Source organism: Agrilactobacillus fermenti, from assembly GCF_047943045.1.
Taxonomy (GTDB): Bacteria; Bacillota; Bacilli; order Lactobacillales; family Lactobacillaceae; genus Agrilactobacillus; species Agrilactobacillus fermenti.
In genome coordinates this window covers 344,216-364,309 of the sequence record NZ_CP181347.1, presented here as the reverse complement: position 1 = coordinate 364,309, position 20,094 = coordinate 344,216, and the positions used below count along the sequence as shown (strand labels likewise).

Sequence of the window (20,094 nt, the reverse complement as noted above, 5' to 3'; positions counted from 1 at the left end):
AAGCTAAGACTCCTTGTCATACAGTGCTTGTAACATAGCTTTATCCACTTGTGATTTAGGTTCATTGATTTGAATAGCACCAGCTTTGATTCCGATAATTTGATCTGCATAATCCAAAGCTAAATCCACTTGGTGCAAGTTAACAATACAAGTGATCCCTTTTTCTACCGTTAATTTTTTCAACAAGTCCAACACCATCACTGATGAAGCAGGATCTAATGAAGCTACCGGTTCATCACAGAGAATAATTTGCGGATGCTGCATCAGAGCTCGAGCAATCCCAACGCGTTGCTTCTGACCGCCACTTAAGTCACTACAATTTTTCAATTCAAAGCCTTGCAGGTCAACCTCTTGCAGCAAGCGTAGTGCCTCTTGTTTTTCAGTCTGAGAAAATACACCGAACATGCCTTGCCATAAGTTCTTTTGACCCAAACGCCCATGCAATACATTTTCAATGACCGTTAAGCGCTCAACTAAATTATAATTTTGGAAGATCATCCCAATTTTCTGCCGTTTTTGGCGCAATTGCTGCTTATTCAAAAGACGTAAATTTTGATCTTCAAAATCAATTTCACCACTATCACTAGTAATTAATTGATTAATGCTGCGCAACAAAGTCGTTTTCCCGGCACCCGAAGGCCCTAAAATTACGACAAACTGGCCCTTACCGATTGAAACATTAATATCTTTCAAAGCCGGTCGTCCAGCTTCATAAGTTTTATTCAAGTGCTTGATTTCTAACATTATTTACCCACCAATTTATGTGTTGGCGCATACCAGCTATCACTAATTGGTAATAAGTGGGTATCAGCGCCAGTCTTTTGAAATAGTGACGTTGTCTTGGAACCAGGTGTTGTAAACAGTTTCTTATCTTCAGCAAACTCTTTGGATGTTAAAGCCTTTTGAATCTTGTCACGATCAGATTTAGCCAACGCTTTATCGTTAACAACCAATGGCCCGTTTTGAACTGGAGAAACTTCAATAGCTACGGCTGTTTTGCCATGTAGGTCTTGGAATGGGGCTTTAGCATCATCTTTAACAGTAAATTCTGAACCGGCTTTGTCATAGCTGCCAGAAGTTAATTTTAAGTAGGGGTATAAATCGATATCATCAAAAGCAGCCACATCTGCATCACCTTTAAGTAAATTTACAGCTGAACCTGGATGAGTATTGCCATACATCACTTTGCTAAAGAACTTGCCTGAGTTGCTTAAAGTATCTTTATCCTTAACTTTGAATTCACGTTGAATGGCATCCGTTGGCACAGCAAAACCAGAAGTTGAACTTTGCGAAACAAAGGAAATTTTCTTGCCTTTTACACCTTTCAAGCTATATTGATCACCATCTTTGTAGGCATCAGCTTTAGCCTTGGGTACCATTAAGTAAGAACGATAGCTTGCCCCTTCTAAGGTACCTTTAGGCCCTGAAAGTACAACTAATGGATTTACTTTTTTATTTAGACTGCGCGCTTGAATATAGCCATCAGCGCCCATAAATGCTAATTGCGCTTTTCCAGAAGCAATTGCTTCAATTGCGACATTATAATCAGTTGTCTTTTGCATAACCACTTTCTTATGAGTAGCATCTTCAATTTTCTTCTGTAGTTCTGCACGGGAATCATCAAAATCTTTAGCCGATTCATTAGGATAAAAAACCATCGTGATCTTATCTTTGTCACCTGAACCGCTATTGTCAGCACCTTGCGCTTGTTTTGAACAAGCAGACACCCCAACTGCCAATGTCACACCTAATGCTAATAACAATAATTTTGAAGTTTTTTTCATCTCTATCTCGCTCCGATAAGTCATATTTTTAGAACACATTCAATATATCAATTGAATGTAAGGATAAGATTGAATTTATGTAAAAACCATGTAAACAGGTGTATAAAAAATAACCTCCACGTCGGCAAGTCATTTCTTTCGGCTAGAAACAACACGTGAAGACTGGAAAAGTATGAAATTTTATTTTCTGAATTGTTGGTTAAGGCATCACTTCCTCATAGCTAAAAAATAGATAATGAATCAATTTAAACTGTCTTTTCTTCAATTTCACCGGCTTGAATTGGATCTTCTTTTTTCAAAGTGAAAGCTGCAAAAATTGTAACAAGTGCAACAATACCACCAAGAATCAAATAAGTATGCTGGAAACCGATCGTATCATATAAGTGACCGGCGACTGAAGAGAAAATAAAGACGGAAATCTGTTTGGCAAAGTTGGCTGCTAATGCATATATTGTCGCGTACAAACGCACGTCGAACGCCCCTGTAATATATTTCATAATAGAGACTAGAACAAGAGGCATTTCAAAGCCAGCTAATAATCGTAGAATAATAACAATCGTCAAGTTAGGTGACAAGGCACTACCAATGATCCGCAAAGCCAAAATACAGCCATAGGCAATCAAACCGTTACGAGAGCCTATTTTATTAATGATCCAAGGCATTGGGAACATCAGTAGAAATTCTAAGCCAATTTGCGCGGTCGTCATATAACTGTACGCCGTCGTACCAGCGGCACCAGAAGCAAAGAAAGATTTGAAGAAAATAATGAATTGTTGGTCGAAAACATCATAAATTGCTGAAGCACCTACGAAGAAAATCGACAAATACCAGAAATTCTTTAATTTGAAAATTGAAACAACTTGTTTCATATCCAAAGAATTAGATGTGCCACCAGCAGCATCGGCATTTTCTAGATGGATCTTATCACTAAATAATAATAGACCTAGTAAAATCGTTGCTGAAACAGAACATGCCCAAAATATTGAGTTAGGATTCATCAAGAACAATTTGCCGCCTAAAAACGAAGCAATCATACCAGCTAATGAACCGCCCATCCGTGAATGACCATATTCAAAGCCATTGGCAAGACTGGCACGTTGTACGTACTGCTCGATAACTGAGACACCACCGTTGAAGATAAAACACAAGAATACCCCGGTAACAATCGCAACTAACATAGAATTAATGTGCATTAACGGTAAAAATACCCATTGAAAATACGGTCCAATTAACATTGCTGCAACGGCAATTGTCAAAATGAGATTTTTCTTGAATAATAGCTTATCAGAAATAACCCCAAAAGCGGGTTGGAATAAAAGTGAAAGACCGGCCATTGCTGAAAAAACGATTCCTGCTTGGGCACCGTTCATATGTCCAACCTGTTCCATCCATAAAGTTAAGTAGCCAAAAATAATTTGCCACATGAAGAAATAGGTAAAATGGGTCATTGGAAAGCCCCAAAAGTCCTTCTTCTTTTTATTAGTCGAACTGTTACTATTGTTTGCCATTTTTAAAGTACCTCCAATGTACTTTGCAACTTTGCTTATTGCTTACTATTTATAGTTATAAGGTTCAGGTTTGCCAAAGTTTGGCGTCCCATCTTCATGCCAAGTGAAAGCTTGAACCTTTGTATGCCGATTAGGATCGTACAAAGGATCCCCCTTGATATCGGTATAATTGCGACAATGATAGACCATCAAATCTGTCTGCCCATCTTCGGCAACCGTAAAGGAGTTATGTCCCGGACCATATTGATGTGTTACTAAATCACTTTTGAACACGGGCTCTTTTGACTTATGCCAATTACTAGCGTTCAATAAGTCCACGTCATCGGCAATTGTCAGCATGCCCATGGCGTAATGCTCATCGGTGGCACTAGCAGAATAAGTTAGAAAATAACGGCCATTGCGGTGAATGATAGCAGGCCCTTCATTGACCCAAAATCCAATCGTTTCCCAATCATATTCTGGTTTAGAAATCAGGACTGGCGCTGTTTTAAGTGTCCAAGGATTACGCATCTCAGCAATATAAAGATTCGAATTACCTTTGATTTGTGGATCCTTTTGGGCCCAAACATAGTACAGTTTGTCATTAGCTTCAAAAACAGTGGCATCTAGTGAAAAGGAATCAATCGGTGTTTTAACTTGGCCCTTTTCCTGCCAATTTTCTTCACTAGCCATGGGATCGGCAGCGTCACATTCAATACAAAACATGCGATGTTGAAACATGCCGTTTTGATCAAGTGCGGTTGTTTCTGCTGCCGCAAAATAGATAAACCATTTATGATCAATATAATGCAATTCAGGTGCCCAGATCAGTTGACTCATTGGCCCTTGATCATGCTTACGCCAAATCGTTCTTGGTGCCGCATGAGCCAAGCCTTCTAAAGTTTTGGCCCGTCTAATTTCGATTAAGTTATAGGCGGGTACTGAAGCCGTGAAGTAATAATAGCCGTCGGTATGTTTGTAAATATAGGGATCTGCCCGTTGAATAATTAATGGACTAGTATATTGAACCATGAGAATACTCCTTTACTAAACTAAATTTACGTATGCGCTTTCTTACTTATGCACAAATTCATCATAAGTTGACAAAAAAGCGATTACAATAATGCTTGTTAAATTTAAAGCCAAATTTGCGTAAGATTCATGTATTTGCTAATCTTATTTTGCATTCAATCAGTTTTACGGTGAAAGATTTATATATTTCTAAACTAACATTGAAAGCCCTTACCAAAAGCTAAACATTGATTCATTTATCTTTTAATGCTCGTTATAATTAACTTAGTCATAGGAGTTGAGACACTTGGAATTAGAAATCTCAAAAGATTCACTTGTTGTTTATAAAGCACTATCCAGTGAAGTTCGACTTCAGATCATTCAGTTATTGACGCATCAAAAAATGAGTATTCAAGAATTAGCCCAACATTTAAATCTAAGCAACGCCATTGTTTTGATGCACTTAAATAAACTCGAAGCAGCTGGTATCATTGGCTTTGAACGCAGTTGTCACAAAAAACTATCCTACTTAAAAGTCGATAATATCAATATTCACTTTCCCCAGACGATCTACCCGGCTTTTGCCATGTATACGGTAGAGATTCCAGTAGGTCAGTTTACAGATTATTCAGTCACACCTTCTTGTGGTTTAGCTGGTCAAAATGATTATATTGGCAAAGTCGATAATCCCCAGTACTTCATGAGTCCTGATCGTGTCAAAGCGGGGATGATCTGGTGGATAGATGGCTATGTTGAATATCAATTCCCAAACTATCTGGAAACAGATGATAAACTGGAAATACTAGATTTATCAATGGAATTAGGCTCTGAATTTCCTTTTTCCAACAATGTTTGGCCATCTGACATTACCATTTCAATCAATCAAACTGAAATTGGTACTTGGACCAGCCCGGGTGACTTTTCCGATATTCGCGGTAAATACACACCTGATTGGGTGCCAGATAACGTCAATCAATATGGGTTATTAAAGATTTTACGCGTGACCAATCATGGTAGTTACTTAGATGGCCAACCTTTTACAGATGTTTCAATTGACACTATTGATTGGCATGAACCTACTTTCACCGTGCGTTTTGAGGTGAAAAAAGATGCCCGTCATCGTGGTGGCTGCACCATATTTGACCATAATTTCGGCAACTATAATCAAGATATTCAAATGAAATTATTCCACAGTTGAACCCACATTTAATAAGGTGGTTATATGATGAATCCTTCTGAAAAAAAGCGGGAATTTTTATTGAGTTTCTTAGATACACAAGCCAATCAAGTCAACTTAAAGACAATTCGACGATTAATTGAATTTGGTAAGAATAATTACTACACTGTCCCAGAAATCCTCACAGAATTGGTATCTATGGATCAAAAACACGAAAAAATTTTGACGATAACTTTGATTGTTGACTATATTGGCGGCGCAAAGCTATTTAATAATGATGCGACACACTGGCTTACTGCGTCTGGAAAGGCTTATTTACAGCGACTAAAGGCTGAAGAGGCACACCAGCATCAGCAATCTTTACCAGAACAATTTGTAAGCGCTGTTAATTATGATGCCCATATCTACGAGCAACTATTAACGCAACTTATGCAGTTCAAAAATGACCTGCCCACTGAAAAGGATCGCGTTTTATTACAGGAGCTGGCCTTAGACTTAAGACATTTATTGACAGGTAGTAAAACTTTGGAACGGGGTAGTCTAAGTAAGTTTAAGCATTTTATTAATCTTAACTGGGATAAATTCTCCCCATATTTGGAGCCGATTTTACTCGAATTTGCTCGTGTGCTATTGTTTGAAGAAAATGCTTGAGATATGGTTTAGGTCTTTTAAGCATTGTTTAAGTCACAAGCAGTTTTGAGGTTAATTTATGCCTAAATAAAATAACTAAATACCGTAATCTATTTTATTGATTTTCATCTTGAAACCAGCTATTATTTAGTTATAAAATAACAGTTTAATTTCATATAGTTGCGGCTTACATGTTGAGAAATGAGGGCCTTATCATGACCTTAAGAGAGCGTTTGTCCAACTACTTGAGTAGTGAAACTTTTGTCATTGCTTTTGCCCTTGGTATCACTCTATTCTTCGTAGTTCCCACGGCTTTTAAGTTACAGTCCAAAATTCCTTTGCCCATCTTGATTCTTTCAGTTTTCGTAGCAACCCCCATTATCAAATGGCTTTTTACCCAACTTGGCAGTCGGTTCACTTCCGAAGCAGTTCTTATCCACATTGGCATAGGTCTTGTGATTGTGGCCTTTCTGGTCTGCCTTATCTTTGCACCAAATAAGTTTGGTCCGTTTTGCGCCATTTTAGGCTACGTGGTTGCAGCGCATAAAGAGTTAATAGCTTGGATTACTAAGCGGTATAGAAAAAAATAATTTAATGGAGCTATCAAAAGAGCGATACTGAGACAAAACAAAAATTTTGTTCCAGTATCGCTCTTTTTTGAACACACCATTATCTTTTACTAAAATTACACTTCATTCGCCGCCAACGGTATTCACATTGATCACACCTTGATATCGGCGCAATTGATCACTGGTCACGCGATCTGTAAATAGACGCTGCATCGTTTGTAATTCAAAAAAAGGAAAATAAGCTGCTTGATCTAATTTACTATGATCAGCAATGACCCACCTTTCCTTGGCATTTTTCAGGGCAAGGCTTTGAGCCCGACCTTCTTCAACAATGATATCGGAAATAGCAGCCGTCGTGACCCCATCCGCACTCACAATCGCCAAATCAAAATTTAAGCGTTCTAAAATCGTATCCGTAACGCCGCCAATCAAGACACCAGATTTAGGTCGTAAACGTCCGCCAGACAAAGTCACCTCATAATCAGGGTGTGCATTGGCAATGCGGCTAAAAGCAGTCAGACTATTAGTCGTGATACGTAAGAAATGTTGGGTCAAATAATCACTGAGTAAAGCTACAGTACTGCCTGTGCCTAAATAGATCACTGAATCTTCAGGAATCAATGGGGCCACCAATTTGGCAATAGCTTTTTTAGCATCGAGATTTAACACACTTTTTTCGTTGATCGTCCGTTCAGCTAGAAATTTCTCCACGAGTTCGGCGCCACCTCGAAGCAAGCGTACCTCATTACGCTCCACCATTTTAGCTAGGTCTCGGCGAATGGTCATCGTCGAAACATCCAGGCGCTCTGCTAAATCATTGATCGTTGTAAAGCCTTGCTGTTCAATGATTTCTTTAATTTGAATTAAACGTTGTGTCTGACTCATAGCTTGTTCCCATCCTTTTCTATCCATTCATTATTTTACGGTTCGGACACGTTCTGAGCAACTATAAGAAAAGCGTCACAATCAACCGCAAAACAAAAATTTTTAAAATTTAATTTTTCTAATCAGTCCATTTAAAATAACAAATTAAACGCTTACATTTGTTGTTAAGGAACATTTGTTTTTCTAATTTTATAGCTGTTTACGCCTTGTGTAATCGTTAATTTATGTGATATCAGTTAACATTCTAACATTTTTCAGGTATACTTTCGTCATAAATGATAACGCTTTCTAAAAATAACAATGATGGGAGTTCACATTATGGATCAAGCAAAATATATTTTAGCAATCGATGAGGGCACGACGAGTACCCGAGCAATCATTTTTGACCATCAGGGTAATAAAGTTACCGACTCACAGCGAGAATTCACACAATATTTCCCACATCCCGGCTGGGTTGAACACAATCCTAACGAAATCTGGAATGCGGCTTTATCAACGATCGCCAATGCATTTATTGAATCAGGTATCAAACCCGGCCAGATTCAAGGTATCGGGATCACTAATCAACGGGAAACAACGGTCGTTTGGGACAAGAAAACCGGCCTACCCATTTACAATGCCGTCGTTTGGCAATCACGGCAATCTTCTGAAATTGCCGACCAATTGAGTGCAGATGGTCATGCCGATCTGATTCATGACAAAACTGGGCTGATCATTGACGCCTATTTCTCAGCTACTAAAATTCGCTGGATTTTAGACCATGTCCCTGGCGCTCAGGAAAGAGCTGAAAAAGGCGACTTGCTTTTCGGAACGATCGATACTTGGCTCGTTTGGAAACTAACCGGTGGTGCGGTTCACGTGACTGATTATTCCAATGCTAGTCGGACGATGCTATACAATATTCACGATTTAAAATGGGACGATGATATTCTGAAATTATTGAATATTCCTAAAATTATGCTGCCAGAAGTCCGTTCTAATTCAGAAATTTATGGCTACACCAAAGACTACCACTTCTATGGCAGTGAAGTCCCAATTTCAGGCATGGCCGGTGACCAGCAAGCCGCCCTGTTTGGACAAATGGCTTTTGAACCAGGTATGGTAAAAAATACCTATGGGACAGGTTCTTTCATTGTCATGAACACCGGTGAAAAGCCACAATTATCAGCTAACAATCTACTGACAACTATTGGGTACGGCATCAACGGTAAAGTCTATTATGCCCTAGAAGGTAGTATTTTCGTTGCTGGTTCTGCCATTCAATGGTTACGTGATGGGATGCGGTTGGTACAAAGTGCCCCCGACTCTGAAAAAGCTGCCGTGGCTTCACAAAATAATAATGAAGTTTACGTTGTGCCTGCTTTCACTGGGCTTGGTGCGCCTTATTGGGATGCAGATGCGCGAGGCTCTGTTTTCGGCTTAACGCGTGGCACGACTCAAGAAGATTTCATCAAGGCCACCTTACAGGCAATCGCTTATCAGACGAAAGATGTGGTGGATACGATGCAACTAGATACCGGTATTGAAATTCCACTACTCAAAGTTGATGGTGGTGCCGCCCGTAACGACTTTTTGATGCAATTCCAGGCAGACATTCTGAATATCCCGATCCAGCGCGCACATGATTTAGAAACAACTGCATTAGGTGCTGCCTTCCTAGCTGGCTTGGCAGTCGGTTATTGGCAGGATATTGATGAAATCAAAGCTGACTACGCGACTGGTCTATAATTTCAACCTAAGATGCCCGAAGTTCAGCGGCAAAATCTATATGCTGGCTGGCAAGCGGCAGTGGCAGCAACAAAAGCATTCAAACACGTACCCTACAAAGCTGAGACGACTGAATAAGGGTTAAAATGGAGGTCTATTTATGGATACAAGCTTAACGTTACAACTCTGGGGCGAATTTATCGGGACAGCCATCTTGGTTTTACTCGGGGATGGCGTCGTCGCCGGGGTCACGCTTAAAAAATCTAAAGCCGAAGGTGCTGGCTGGTTAGCGATCGCCATTGCTTGGGGGTTGGCTGTAACGATTGCGGTTTATGCAGTAGCTTATCTCAGCCCTGCGCATTTGAATCCAGCAGTGACTTTAGGCATGGCCATTGCTGGTAAATTTCCTTGGGCTTACGTGCTACCCTATATGTTGGTCCAAATTGCTGGCGGGGTTGTCGGTGCTGCCTTGGTTTGGCTTCATTACTATCCTCACTGGCAAGAAACTAAAGATCAAGCAGCTATTTTAGGCATTTTTGCCACTGGTCCAGCGATTCGGCGACCGTTCTTCAATTTCATCAGTGAATTTATTGGTACAATTGTTCTAGTCTTTGGTCTGTTAGCCTTTACCCGCGGCAAATTCACTGATGGTTTAAATCCATTAGTTGTTGGTAGTTTGATCGTTGCGATTGGTTTCTCCCTTGGCGGCACCACTGGTTACGCCATCAACCCGGCTCGGGACTTAGGCCCACGAATCGCCCACACCATCCTGCCTATCGCCAATAAGGGCACCTCTGATTGGGGCTACAGTTGGGTTCCGATTCTTGGACCATTAGCCGGTGGCGCTGTAGCCGCCTTATTGTTTAACCTGATCCCATAATCAAAGCGTGACAAAGGGTGGTCAGCTTCGGAGCGCGTTTAATCAGAGCGTGAATACCATCGGGTAACTTTTGAGCACCAACCTAGACTGGCGCTGAGGGTGGTTTCCCCTCAAGGCAGTTGTAGTTGGGTGAAAAAGTTGATGGTATGAACGCGTTTAGAGCGTGACAAAGGATGGTAGCTTCAGCTAATATAAAAAATGAGTTTCTCAATGGCTAGTATTGAGAGACTCATTTTTTTATTAAGCTAAAAATTAGAGGCTGCGAATCAATTTATGCTGGCGGTAGTCCAACCATTCTAGGATAAAAAGGACGCTGGTATATAGCAAACTTGCCAAGCAAAAGAATCCTAATTGTGACCAAACTAACCGTTTACTGGCTGTCATTTCAGTCAAGTGTGTGCCAATTGGTGGCAGTAGCCAAGATATATATTTAAACCAAGGATAGCTTTGCTGGATATAAGCGGAGATTGTGCCGAACAACGCTAACACTAACATGATCCCCGCTGAAATCCGGACAGAAATCAGCTTTGCCCGTTGGAAGAGCGACCCTAGTGCCGTGCCTAATAGCAAGCAAAGTAAGTACACACCAATCGCATACAATAGGGCTTTACTTGAAAAAGTATTACCAAAGAATTGCCCATTAGAACTGAACTGCCGCACTAACGCAAAGATAACGGCAAAGCCAGCCAATAATAGGCCAACAGTTAAATCTGCCAACCATTTGGTAAAAATTAAATTTGAATAGTGCTTAGTCCGCAGCCAAAATAAACTTTGAAGTTGATCATCAAACTTGTGATTCATACTATAAGCCACCAAAGCTTGCCCGATAAACAAAAAAGTTGCCAAACTGATCAAACTCGGCGCAAACCACTGGGGTCCAGTGGTAAAAGATAGCGCGACAATAGCGACCCAAACCAAACTTACGCCTAAAACAGGCATATTGTGATTTAATAGGCCTAATAAAAAGCAACTTGGGGCAAATAGTTTAGATCGCATGCACAACCTCCAAATGAAAACCTGTTTGGATCAGTTCTAAAACCAATTTATCACTCTGAACGGCGGGAACGCGTAAGACCAACGTCCGCGCAGTTCTTTCAATAATCATCTCGGCAGTGACTGTCTCGGGTAATTGCCGCATGGGTGTCGCTTCAGTGACTTGAATTTGATAAGCTTGATGGTCTCTGTCCGTTCTAGTTTTTGTAGCAGTTTGGGGTACTAATTTACCACCTGCGACTTGTAAAATTGTCGGCTTAATGACCAATAGCGGCTGAATTTCATGACTGGCAATCAAAATATTCTGATAATCATCCCGCTGCTGTAAATGCTGGATCAATTGCTCACGGGCAGTTTTATCTAGCCCGCTTAAAGGCTCATCCAGCATTAAAATGTCAGCTGTCTGCACGAAAGCCTGAACTAAATTTACCTTTTGTCGGGTCCCCGTTGAGAGATCCATCATTTTAGTCTTTCTGTATGACTGTAAGCCAAAAATAGTTAGTAGTGTTTGGCACTTTTGGCGTGCTTGTTGGGGTGATACATCAACCGCAATCAACGCTCGCAAAAACTGTGCAACGGTTTGTGGGCGTTGCTCTAATTGGCTGGGGGCATAGGCAAATGTCAACCGATGCGTATGCACCGTGCCACTAATGCCACCCATCAACCCCATCACAATATTAAACAAAGTCGATTTTCCTGAACCATTGGGCCCAGTAATTAAGTATGTGGTCTGGGGTTTGAATGTAAAGGTAACTTGCTTGAATAGCTTGTGTTTGCCAAAGTGCTTTGTCAATTGCTGAACTTCGATTGGTTCCCCCATCATACACCTCATATTGACAATAATTGATTACATTACGTCTAGAATTTGAATTCAGTATAGTCGTTTTAACAAGCGAGCGCAAAATAAATAAGGGCCAGAAACAAAATACTGATTTTATCCTAACCTCTATCTATTTACCGGTATTAACTTATCTGTGCGCCAACTATAAATCCTAGCGCCACTAGTACGATGAAGAATACCACTAAAAAAACGAGCAATTTACGATTGTCTAATTTTCGGCGAAAATACTCTGAAACTAAATAACCGATAATTAGAATTGGAATCCCTAAGCCAAGCGTTGCCACCAGAACGGCATACCTAGAATTAACACGAGGTGCTGATAACGTATAACCAGCAAGTAAAATCGGGACAGAATGAAACAATAACCTCTCATATTTAGGAAAATTCATTCGTTTGGCCACATTGATCACCTCATAATTGTCGCCAAAAGATACATTTCTTATCCTAACTGGTTTCTGGCTGACGCTTCACGGCACTCTTCAATAAGAATGGCGCGAGTAATGTGGTTAAAATAATCGCCGCAATAATCGCCGCATAATATTCACTGGAAATCAGCTTTGCTTGATACCCAATTTGGGCAATGATCAAGGCCATTTCTCCACGAGAAACCATCCCGGCCCCGACCATATAAGACGTTCGTAAATCAAACTTGGATAGGTAAGCCCCCAGACCTGCACCCACCAACTTCGTAATGGTCGCCACAACTGTCAAAATTACGATCAACCAAATATCGCTAGTTATGCCATCTAATTTCATATTCAAGCCAATACTAACGAAGAAAACCGGAATAAAAACCGCATAACCGATGGGCTCAATATGGGCATCTACCACCTGCTTAGCCGAAGTTTGGGAAATCGCAATACCAGCGAAGAACGCGCCAACTACAGAACTCAAACCAATGAGATCCGCAATATAAGCCATGCCAAAACACAAAATGACAGCCATAATTGTTTGTCCCACCGGTAAATATAGTCGCTCTCCGATTTTGGCAAAAAATGGCGCTACGAATTTGACCACAAAGTAAATGGCAATAAAATAAAGAATTTGTTCCACTGAAGTCACTAGTAAGCCTGGACCATTGCTGGCGGCATCACCGGCAGTGCCACCTAATAAACTAACCATCACTGACAAAATAACGACGGCTAAGATATCGTCCACCACGGCGGCACCTAAAATTGTGGCGCCTGCTTTACCTGATAACACATTAAGCTCTTTCAAGACGGCAACAGAAATCGATACTGAAGTTGCGGCGAATATAACACCTAAAAAAATACTTTCTTTAAAGTTCATTTGAAACATTTCAGCTACACCGAAAGTGCCCAAAACGGGTAGAACAACACCTAAAATAGCCACAATAAAGCTGGGTCTGAGGTATTTCTTTAATAAGCCCAAATCACTCTCGATGCCGGCCATAAACATCAAGATGATGACTCCAATCTCCGAAAAGATATGAATAAATTCATCAGGATGCACCCAGTTCAATAATGCCGGTCCTAAAATAATACCGACGATAAGCTGCCCAATCACTGAGGGAATCCCAATACGCGCGCTAAAATGTCCTACTAGCGATGTCGCAATTAAAATCAAAGCTAAAATACCAAGAAATGTCATCTGCATCCAATCCTTCCACGCAAAAAAACGCAAACTCAAACCGCCTTCTCTCACCCCAGAGAAAGCCGATAACCTTGAGCTTACGTCAACCGAAATAACTATTTACTTACTTTATATTATAAATGATTCTTATTGTGTTGTCGAATATACTAAGATTTTTTGATTTAAACGCGTTTCAAAAGGCACTGAATTCACCTAACGACAAATCACTTGAATGGAAAAATCGCATTCATCGCCATTTTTGTTAGTGCTTAAACGCCTTTTGTCTCGCTCGCAAGCTGATCTGTCAATATCATTCCAGTATATAACACGGCATCTTTGGTGGTATCAAAAGCTGGCGAATAGGCCAGATCTAAGTGGAATAAATCTTCCGCCTTAGCCTTAAATGTCATAGCCGTGGCCAACACATCGATTCGTTTATCCACACCAGCGCCACCAATAATCTGTGCACCTAAAATACGATGCGTTTTTTTATCTGCCAGTGTTTTTAAAGTCATGGTCTGACTCTTAGGCATATAATCTGGAACATTCGTTTTCTTATCTTTCAAAACTAGAAAATCATATCCGGCTGCTTGGGCTTCTTTTTCAGTATAGCCGGTTTGAGCAATTGTTAAATCAAAGAAGCGTAAGATACTCGTCCCTAAAATGCCTCGATGTCGCAGCGAACCACCCGTCATCGCATCACCAGCAATCCGACCCATTTTGTTGGCCGTTGTTGCCAACGGTTTCCAAAGCGGGCGCCCATCAATGACAGAGAAACTTTCAGCCACATCACCCACCGCATAAACATTGGGCAAATTGGTTTGGAAGCGATCATTGACCGCAATTGCGCCGGTCGTGCCTAACTTGACACCAATACTTTCCGCCAAGCGCGTGTTTGGTTTGACGCCAGCAGCCAAAATCACGATATCTGGTTGATAATGCTGCCCCTGATTCGTATCTAAACCAATGATGTGGCCATTCTGTACTTGGGTCTTGGTAACCGTTTCGGCCAACGCCAGTGAAATGCCCTTTTGACGTGCGTAGGTCTCAGCGATTTCAGCCATATCGCCATCAAAATTACCAAGAATGTGAGCACTGCGTTGAAAGATTTGCACCTGAATGCCTAATTTCGTGAGTTGTTCTGTCATCTCTAAACCGACATAGCCAGCCCCAACAACGGCAGCTGTTTTGATTGAATGCAACGCTAAATAACTTGCCAGTTCACGGCCGCTTTGCACGTTGCGCACATGAAATAAATTATCAGCGTCAATATCTTTAAAAGCGGTTGGGATGCCGTAACGAGCGCCCGTTGCCAGCAGCAATAAGTCATAGTGATCTGTGAAAACGGCACCAGTATCTAATGCTTTCACCTGTAAGGTCTGCTTATTGCTATCAATTGCCAAGATTTCATGGCGTGTCTTTAGATCAATTTGATAATTTTGTTTGAACCATTGGGGGTCCCGGGGGGTCAGTTGATCAAAGTTGGCGACTTCGTGACCAACGGCGTAGGGAATACCGCAAATGGCGTAAGAGATATCAATATCCCGATCATAAATTGTGATTTCAGCTTCTGGATCATTGCGCCGTGCTTTTGTCGCGGCAGTGGTGCCCGCGGCCACCGCGCCAATGACAACTATCTTGGTCATCGTTTTGCCTCCAAATAATATTGTACGCTAATTATATCTAAAAGCATCTCGCTAAGCCAAAACTAACGCCTAAGTTTCAGTCGTTACATGGCCGTTACGCCGCCGTCTACAGTAAACTCTGCACCTGTAGTATAGCTTGATTCGTCCGCAGCCAAATAGACAATCAGCTCTGAAACCTCCGCTGGCTTAGCCGCACGTTTAAGGGGCACCATTTGTAAAAATTGAGCAACTTGAGCTTCAGTATCCGACTGATGAATCATCGGCGTATCAATCACGCCCGGATGAACAGAATTTACGCGGATGTGATACTGACTTAGCTCAATCGCTGCCGCTTTCGTCATTCCGCGAACCGCGAATTTAGTGTCGGTATAGCCAATTGCACCGCCAACTAGGCCATTGATCGAGGAAACATTAATAATTGAACCACCATGTTCACGCATTTGGGCGGCAACATTTTTCATACCCAGGAAAACACTCAGCTGGTTGATTCGAAAGATCTTTTCATAATCAGCAACGGATAGATCAAAAATCGATTGTGCTGAGGTCACACCTGCATTGTTCACTAGCACATCTATTTTGCCAAACTTTGTCATGGTCGCTTCGATGACCTTTTTCCAATCCACTTCCTGCGTGACATCTTGTTTCACAAATAAAGCCTTATCCTGTCCAAGTTCAGCGACTAATTTGGCCCCATTGATATCATTAATATCTGTCAAAACAACTTTCGCACCTTCAGCAGCGAATAAACGCGCATGCGCCACGCCCATGCCCTGGGCAGCACCGGTAATAATTGCAACCTTATCTTTTAAACGTGCCATTTTAAACCCTCCTTAGCTATTAAGGTTATTATAGCAAGATGGCAAGCCTTAAGAAAACGATTACAACTTTAAATCAATTGTACAATTTCTCATTACCACCGCCACAATCAATCCAACCGCTTATGCTACAATAGATAGGTTCATAAATTTTAATGTAGCAAGGAATATGTCTTATGGTAGAAAAGTCACAACGTATCATTTACATCGATTTCATTCGGATCATTTCAATGCTTGGTGTCATCTTATTACATGTCAGCGCTGTCCCACTCCGGGATAAAATTGGTACCAGCAGTTGGCATATTGCTAATTTATTGACTACTATCGCCACCCCAGCAGTCCCTTTATTCTTCATGATTTCTGGCGCGTTGCTCTTACATAGCCGCCGCACTGCCGACCTGAAATATGTCTGGCGGCATCGAATTTTAAAGTTATTTATGCCTTTTTTACTATGGTCGATCATCGCCATTTTAGTGTATGGTCGTTATAAACACACGTTAACACCTCAATCCTTTTGGCAGGCCATCGTTGCAATGCCGAATGTCCCCACTGCTGAAGCTCTGTGGTTCATGTATCCCATGTTTGTGCTATATATCCTCTCACCCATTCTCAGACAAGCAATCACAGCTTTGTCGCAAAAAATGCTTCAATATTTTTTACTCATTTGGCTGATCACCAACAGTGTCTTACCAACTATTGCAACTTATGTGCCGCAAAATTACAAGGTCGCCTTTAACTTCAATAGTTATTGGGCCTTAGTCGGCGGTTACTTAGGTTATTTTGTTTTAGGCTATTATTTGCGGACTTACGGTTTAACCAAACTCAAGAAATGGCATTTATGCTTGATTAATTGCTTGCTCGTCTTATTAGTCACGCTTGAAACTTACGGTGCCAGTTTGCAAATGCATCAATATAATGACCACTTCAAAGATTACGTTCAATCTTTACCCATACTTTTCCTATCCGTGGGTATCTTTTTATTATGGCAAAAAGTCGACTTTAATCTTTCAGCCCGGACGCAGCACCATATCCGTTCGTTAGCGCAATTGAGTTATGGGGTCTACCTGATCCACAACCTTATTGTTCTAGTAATTACCGATCCCCTATATACCTGGTGGCACTTGCCGATCACCTTACAATTAAGCCTTAATTTTGTTATCGCGACTACGCTATCCCTAAGCATCATCTGGATAATCACTAAGATCCCCATCGTGAGGTTCCTATTAGCCGGTGAATACGATCGCTAATTGACCACGGTTGGAAAATAATTGGAACAAGGTATAGAATGGGTAAAGTTTATGTAAGGAGATCATTTTTTTGCAATATTTTTTGGATAAATTACCTATTCCCGTTTGTGGCTTGATTCTGGCCATCGCATCCTTGGGTACGCTTGCCAAAAGTTATCAGTTACCATTGGTGGGTGATGCGTTAAGTATTTTTGCCCTAGGATTTTTGAGCCTTGTAATAGCCAAATTGATTTTTCGACCCCAGAACAGTAAAGCTGCTTTAAAACAACCAACCATTGCTGCCGTTGCACCTAATTTTTCAATGGCCATGATGGTACTTGCGGTATTTTTAAATCAGATAAAAATGCTCAGCATGGTTGCCACCACTATTTGGTACCTTGGTGTTATCATTCAATTCTTATTGCTTATTTATTTCACCGGTCGCTTCGTATTGACTAAAAAGTTAAAATTAACTGACATCTTACCAAGCTGGTTCATCGTTTATGTGGGGATCGGTGTGGTACCACTAACGGCAGCTCACTTTAACCGCCAATTAGGCATTGACGTATTGAATCTGGCCTTGATTCTGTACTTATTTTTACTACCTATTGTGATTCTACGTTTGCTCAAGTATCCGCGGGTTCAACACTCAAGTCAGCCGTTATTAACGGTTATTGCAGCACCGGGTTCATTATGTTTAGCCGGTTACTTAAATAGTTATACACATTATCATATGGTCATCATTGCAGGCTTACTTGTTTTGTCACAGATACTTTACCTTGTGGCACTCTACTATATGAAGCGCGCCATATAATAATACCTGTGGTAGTTGAAAAAACTTAGTTCCATAAGCATTTTGTGATTGAATAAAATTAAATTGTGTCATAATAAAAACTCCCTTTCTTGACTGACACACGCTGTCTCAAAAGAGAGTTGCTAAAACATTTGATTTGCTTTAAAATACAAATCTGATATGCTCTAACTGAATTACAAAGCGAACATTGGTCGTGATCGGCTTTGTAGTTTCACCAGCATGTGTCTATTCTTGGTTGCCCATTCGGCAACTTTTTTAATTTCTAACAACAAAAAATGGACTAAATAGCTCCAGTTAGCTACTTAGTCCATTGGATTTAATTTGTTTTTTAACTATCCTTAACTTGTCCTTTTGGACTGGTTTGCGGTATAATTAACCTACAAATTAAGAACAATGTTCAGTCGATTTTAACTTGCAGGTCTAAATCGACTGAATCTAAGTAGCTGTCCTGTAGCTACTTGCTAAACCAAAAATCCCTGATTCCTCGTGAATCGGGGATTTTTCTGTTTAGCTTGATCTCTTTATTCGGTTGTTAAATTAATCTTAGTCTAGCATAGCGCTTACCTAGCGGCAACTTTATTTGGTTTTGTATATTTTGCCAGCTTTTTTCTAAATATCATTGTCTGAAAAGGCATTAAATCCTCCTTGCAAGCGTTCTTTGGAATCAGATGGTGATTCTGTGCTATTTTTAGGTGCTTCTGGAGCTTTTAGTTCATCTTTAACATAAGGATCACCTTGAGCCTTTAACCGTTCAATTTCGTGAATTAAAGCGGTTTTAACAAGTGTGGTTTTAGGAATTAATGATTTATCAAAGTAATCAAGGATTTCTTTGTCGACAATTTTCTCGGGATTTAGTCGGACGTTCAAGGTTTTAACTTTTCCCATGATTACTTGCTCCCTTCATTTTGAGCTTGTTGACTTAATCCGTACTTATAAAAGCCGTTAACATTAGCAACTTCTGTATTTTTAACAATGACTGCGTTAGTGAAAGTAGTATTCAAGATTTTTTGGTTAAGCAAATTGGCTCCACCACCGGTAAAGAACAAAGTATCAATACTATTAAGGTTCTTTAACGTTGAAGTTACATTAGCAACTAAGCGCCGGGTAAACCGGTCAATTTCCTTGCAAACCAAATCAGTAATATCATCTTGACGATTTTTAGAAAATCGGTAGCTCCAATGATGTTGCTGGTTTCCCATTCGTAAATCTTTTTCTAATTGATAAAGGCTAGTATCACCATTAATCCCGTTGGCAATGGCTTCATATAGATCATTTACGCCGGTATTAAATTGATGGCGATTTTTGCCACTTAGCTCAAAGTTTAAAATCGTATCAATCAGTATTGTTCCACCGCCTACGTCAACAATGCCGACTTTTTCGTCTAATAGATCTTTATTCTGGATAAAGCCTTCATCATCTAGTAATTCGTTATATAAGGTGCCGATTGGTTGGGGCAAAATATAAACTTTACGAACTCTTACCGTCACGATTTTATCGTCAATAGTAACTTGGTGTTGGCCCTCTAAGACTTTTAATAAAGCTTTTAATTGTCCTTGGTCAGCATAATCTCCAGTTGGAAGTCCAGCAGTGACGACTACTTCTAAAACTTGATCTTTAGCCGCTTTGAAATCACTTGCTAGTAATTCCAGCGCAAAATTGGCTAGTAATTTAAATGCTTCACTATCGTATCGAGCACCATACATGATTGTATCCGCTAAATATTCGTCAAGGTGAAGTCCGTCAATATCTCGACCCCATACGTACTTATCGTCGCTAAAAGGGACTGAATAAGTGTGTAGGTCATTATTCATTGTAGAATTGCCAACTGACATCGGCATGTCTGCTTGGTTTAAATATCTTGAAGGCAGTACATATTCAGCTTTGCTACTTTTTAATTTGGTCTGTTTGTTTCCTAAATCTAAGCTAAAAATATCCATAAAGCATTCTCCTTTATTTGCATTATATTATGTATATACAAAATACCACATTACATGCTATTTGTAAATAAACAGAATCACAAAAAATGCAACTAAATT

At 40.4% G+C, this 20,094-nt stretch carries 19 protein-coding genes and 1 pseudogene; 7 read left to right on the top strand and 13 right to left on the bottom strand.

Features of this window, described 5'->3' with window-relative positions; genetic code table 11:
* Positions 1-3: 3 nt before the first annotated feature.
* The 4 genes from phnC to ACNAN0_RS01625 all read right to left on the bottom strand — a co-directional run bounded on the left by phnC (position 4) and on the right by ACNAN0_RS01625 (position 4,303).
* Positions 4-744, bottom strand: coding sequence for a phosphonate ABC transporter ATP-binding protein (gene phnC, locus ACNAN0_RS01640; RefSeq protein ID WP_416353670.1), 741 nt, complete (start codon positions 742-744; stop codon positions 4-6).
* Positions 744-1,784: a phosphate/phosphite/phosphonate ABC transporter substrate-binding protein gene (locus ACNAN0_RS01635; RefSeq protein ID WP_416353669.1), complete on the bottom strand. Its 1,041-nt coding sequence runs from the start codon at positions 1,782-1,784 to the stop codon at positions 744-746. The genes phnC and ACNAN0_RS01635 overlap by 1 nt, the downstream gene beginning before the upstream one ends.
* A gap of 245 nt (positions 1,785-2,029) precedes the next feature.
* Positions 2,030-3,292 carry an oligosaccharide MFS transporter gene (locus ACNAN0_RS01630; protein ID WP_416353668.1) on the bottom strand — a complete coding sequence of 421 codons (1,263 nt, stop codon included), beginning with the start codon at positions 3,290-3,292 and terminating at the stop codon, positions 2,030-2,032.
* A gap of 45 nt (positions 3,293-3,337) precedes the next feature.
* Positions 3,338-4,303: a family 43 glycosylhydrolase gene (locus ACNAN0_RS01625; RefSeq protein ID WP_416353667.1), complete on the bottom strand. Its 966-nt coding sequence runs from the start codon at positions 4,301-4,303 to the stop codon at positions 3,338-3,340.
* A 286-nt stretch (positions 4,304-4,589) separates the two neighbouring features.
* On the opposite strand from ACNAN0_RS01625, the gene ACNAN0_RS01620 reads away from it, so the two are divergent.
* The 3 genes from ACNAN0_RS01620 (at position 4,590) to ACNAN0_RS01610 (ending at position 6,679) form a co-directional block, all read left to right on the top strand.
* Positions 4,590-5,480 carry an ArsR/SmtB family transcription factor gene (locus tag ACNAN0_RS01620; RefSeq protein WP_416353666.1) on the top strand — a complete coding sequence of 297 codons (891 nt, stop codon included), beginning with the start codon at positions 4,590-4,592 and terminating at the stop codon, positions 5,478-5,480.
* Positions 5,481-5,507: 27 nt separating this feature from the next.
* Complete coding sequence (locus ACNAN0_RS01615; RefSeq protein WP_230914510.1) at positions 5,508-6,110, top strand: hypothetical protein; 603 nt, start codon at positions 5,508-5,510, stop codon at positions 6,108-6,110.
* Between the two features lie 194 nt (positions 6,111-6,304).
* Entirely contained in the window at positions 6,305-6,679 is a 375-nt protein-coding gene (locus tag ACNAN0_RS01610; RefSeq protein WP_416353665.1) for a hypothetical protein, read from the top strand.
* A 102-nt stretch (positions 6,680-6,781) separates the two neighbouring features.
* On the opposite strand, the gene ACNAN0_RS01605 is transcribed toward ACNAN0_RS01610, so the two are convergent.
* Positions 6,782-7,570, bottom strand: a complete 789-nt coding sequence (locus ACNAN0_RS01605) for a DeoR/GlpR family DNA-binding transcription regulator (RefSeq protein WP_416353664.1) — start codon at positions 7,568-7,570, stop codon at positions 6,782-6,784.
* Positions 7,571-7,861: 291 nt separating this feature from the next.
* Here ACNAN0_RS01605 and glpK point away from each other — a divergent pair.
* A pseudogene (glpK, locus tag ACNAN0_RS01600) lies at positions 7,862-9,388 on the top strand (glycerol kinase GlpK).
* A 22-nt stretch (positions 9,389-9,410) separates the two neighbouring features.
* A complete protein-coding gene (locus ACNAN0_RS01595; RefSeq protein ID WP_416353663.1) occupies positions 9,411-10,130 on the top strand; it encodes an MIP/aquaporin family protein in 720 nt (239 codons plus the stop codon).
* Positions 10,131-10,382: 252 nt separating this feature from the next.
* Here the strand turns inward: ACNAN0_RS01595 and ACNAN0_RS01590 are convergent, their stop codons facing one another.
* The 6 genes from ACNAN0_RS01590 to ACNAN0_RS01565 all read right to left on the bottom strand — a co-directional run bounded on the left by ACNAN0_RS01590 (position 10,383) and on the right by ACNAN0_RS01565 (position 16,021).
* The gene (locus ACNAN0_RS01590; RefSeq protein WP_416353662.1) at positions 10,383-11,126 is read right to left on the bottom strand and encodes a hypothetical protein; all 744 of its coding nucleotides are present in this window, start codon (positions 11,124-11,126) and stop codon (positions 10,383-10,385) included.
* Positions 11,116-11,943, bottom strand: coding sequence for an ABC transporter ATP-binding protein (locus ACNAN0_RS01585; RefSeq protein WP_416353661.1), 828 nt, complete (start codon positions 11,941-11,943; stop codon positions 11,116-11,118). The genes ACNAN0_RS01590 and ACNAN0_RS01585 overlap by 11 nt, the downstream gene beginning before the upstream one ends.
* Positions 11,944-12,086: 143 nt before the next feature.
* Complete coding sequence (locus tag ACNAN0_RS01580) at positions 12,087-12,365, bottom strand: hypothetical protein (protein ID WP_416353660.1); 279 nt, start codon at positions 12,363-12,365, stop codon at positions 12,087-12,089.
* A gap of 43 nt (positions 12,366-12,408) precedes the next feature.
* Complete coding sequence (locus ACNAN0_RS01575; RefSeq protein ID WP_230914549.1) at positions 12,409-13,575, bottom strand: cation:proton antiporter; 1,167 nt, start codon at positions 13,573-13,575, stop codon at positions 12,409-12,411.
* Positions 13,576-13,826: 251 nt separating this feature from the next.
* Positions 13,827-15,203, bottom strand: coding sequence for an FAD-dependent oxidoreductase (locus ACNAN0_RS01570; protein WP_230914542.1), 1,377 nt, complete (start codon positions 15,201-15,203; stop codon positions 13,827-13,829).
* An 83-nt stretch (positions 15,204-15,286) separates the two neighbouring features.
* On the bottom strand, positions 15,287-16,021 hold the full coding sequence (locus tag ACNAN0_RS01565; RefSeq protein WP_230914543.1) for a glucose 1-dehydrogenase: 735 nt from the start codon (positions 16,019-16,021) through the stop codon (positions 15,287-15,289).
* Between the two features lie 173 nt (positions 16,022-16,194).
* Between ACNAN0_RS01565 and ACNAN0_RS01560 the strand changes: the two genes are divergently transcribed.
* The gene (locus ACNAN0_RS01560) at positions 16,195-17,265 is read left to right on the top strand and encodes an acyltransferase (RefSeq protein ID WP_230914544.1); all 1,071 of its coding nucleotides are present in this window, start codon (positions 16,195-16,197) and stop codon (positions 17,263-17,265) included.
* A gap of 70 nt (positions 17,266-17,335) precedes the next feature.
* Entirely contained in the window at positions 17,336-18,058 is a 723-nt protein-coding gene (locus ACNAN0_RS01555) for a hypothetical protein (RefSeq protein ID WP_230914545.1), read from the top strand.
* A gap of 609 nt (positions 18,059-18,667) precedes the next feature.
* Here ACNAN0_RS01555 and ACNAN0_RS01550 read toward each other — a convergent pair.
* Together ACNAN0_RS01550 and ACNAN0_RS01545 are read right to left on the bottom strand one after the other, a co-directional pair.
* On the bottom strand, positions 18,668-18,943 hold the full coding sequence (locus tag ACNAN0_RS01550) for a hypothetical protein (protein ID WP_003625713.1): 276 nt from the start codon (positions 18,941-18,943) through the stop codon (positions 18,668-18,670).
* 2 nt (positions 18,944-18,945) lie between these two features.
* Complete coding sequence (locus ACNAN0_RS01545) at positions 18,946-19,995, bottom strand: ParM/StbA family protein (RefSeq protein WP_230914546.1); 1,050 nt, start codon at positions 19,993-19,995, stop codon at positions 18,946-18,948.
* Positions 19,996-20,094 lie beyond the last annotated feature (99 nt).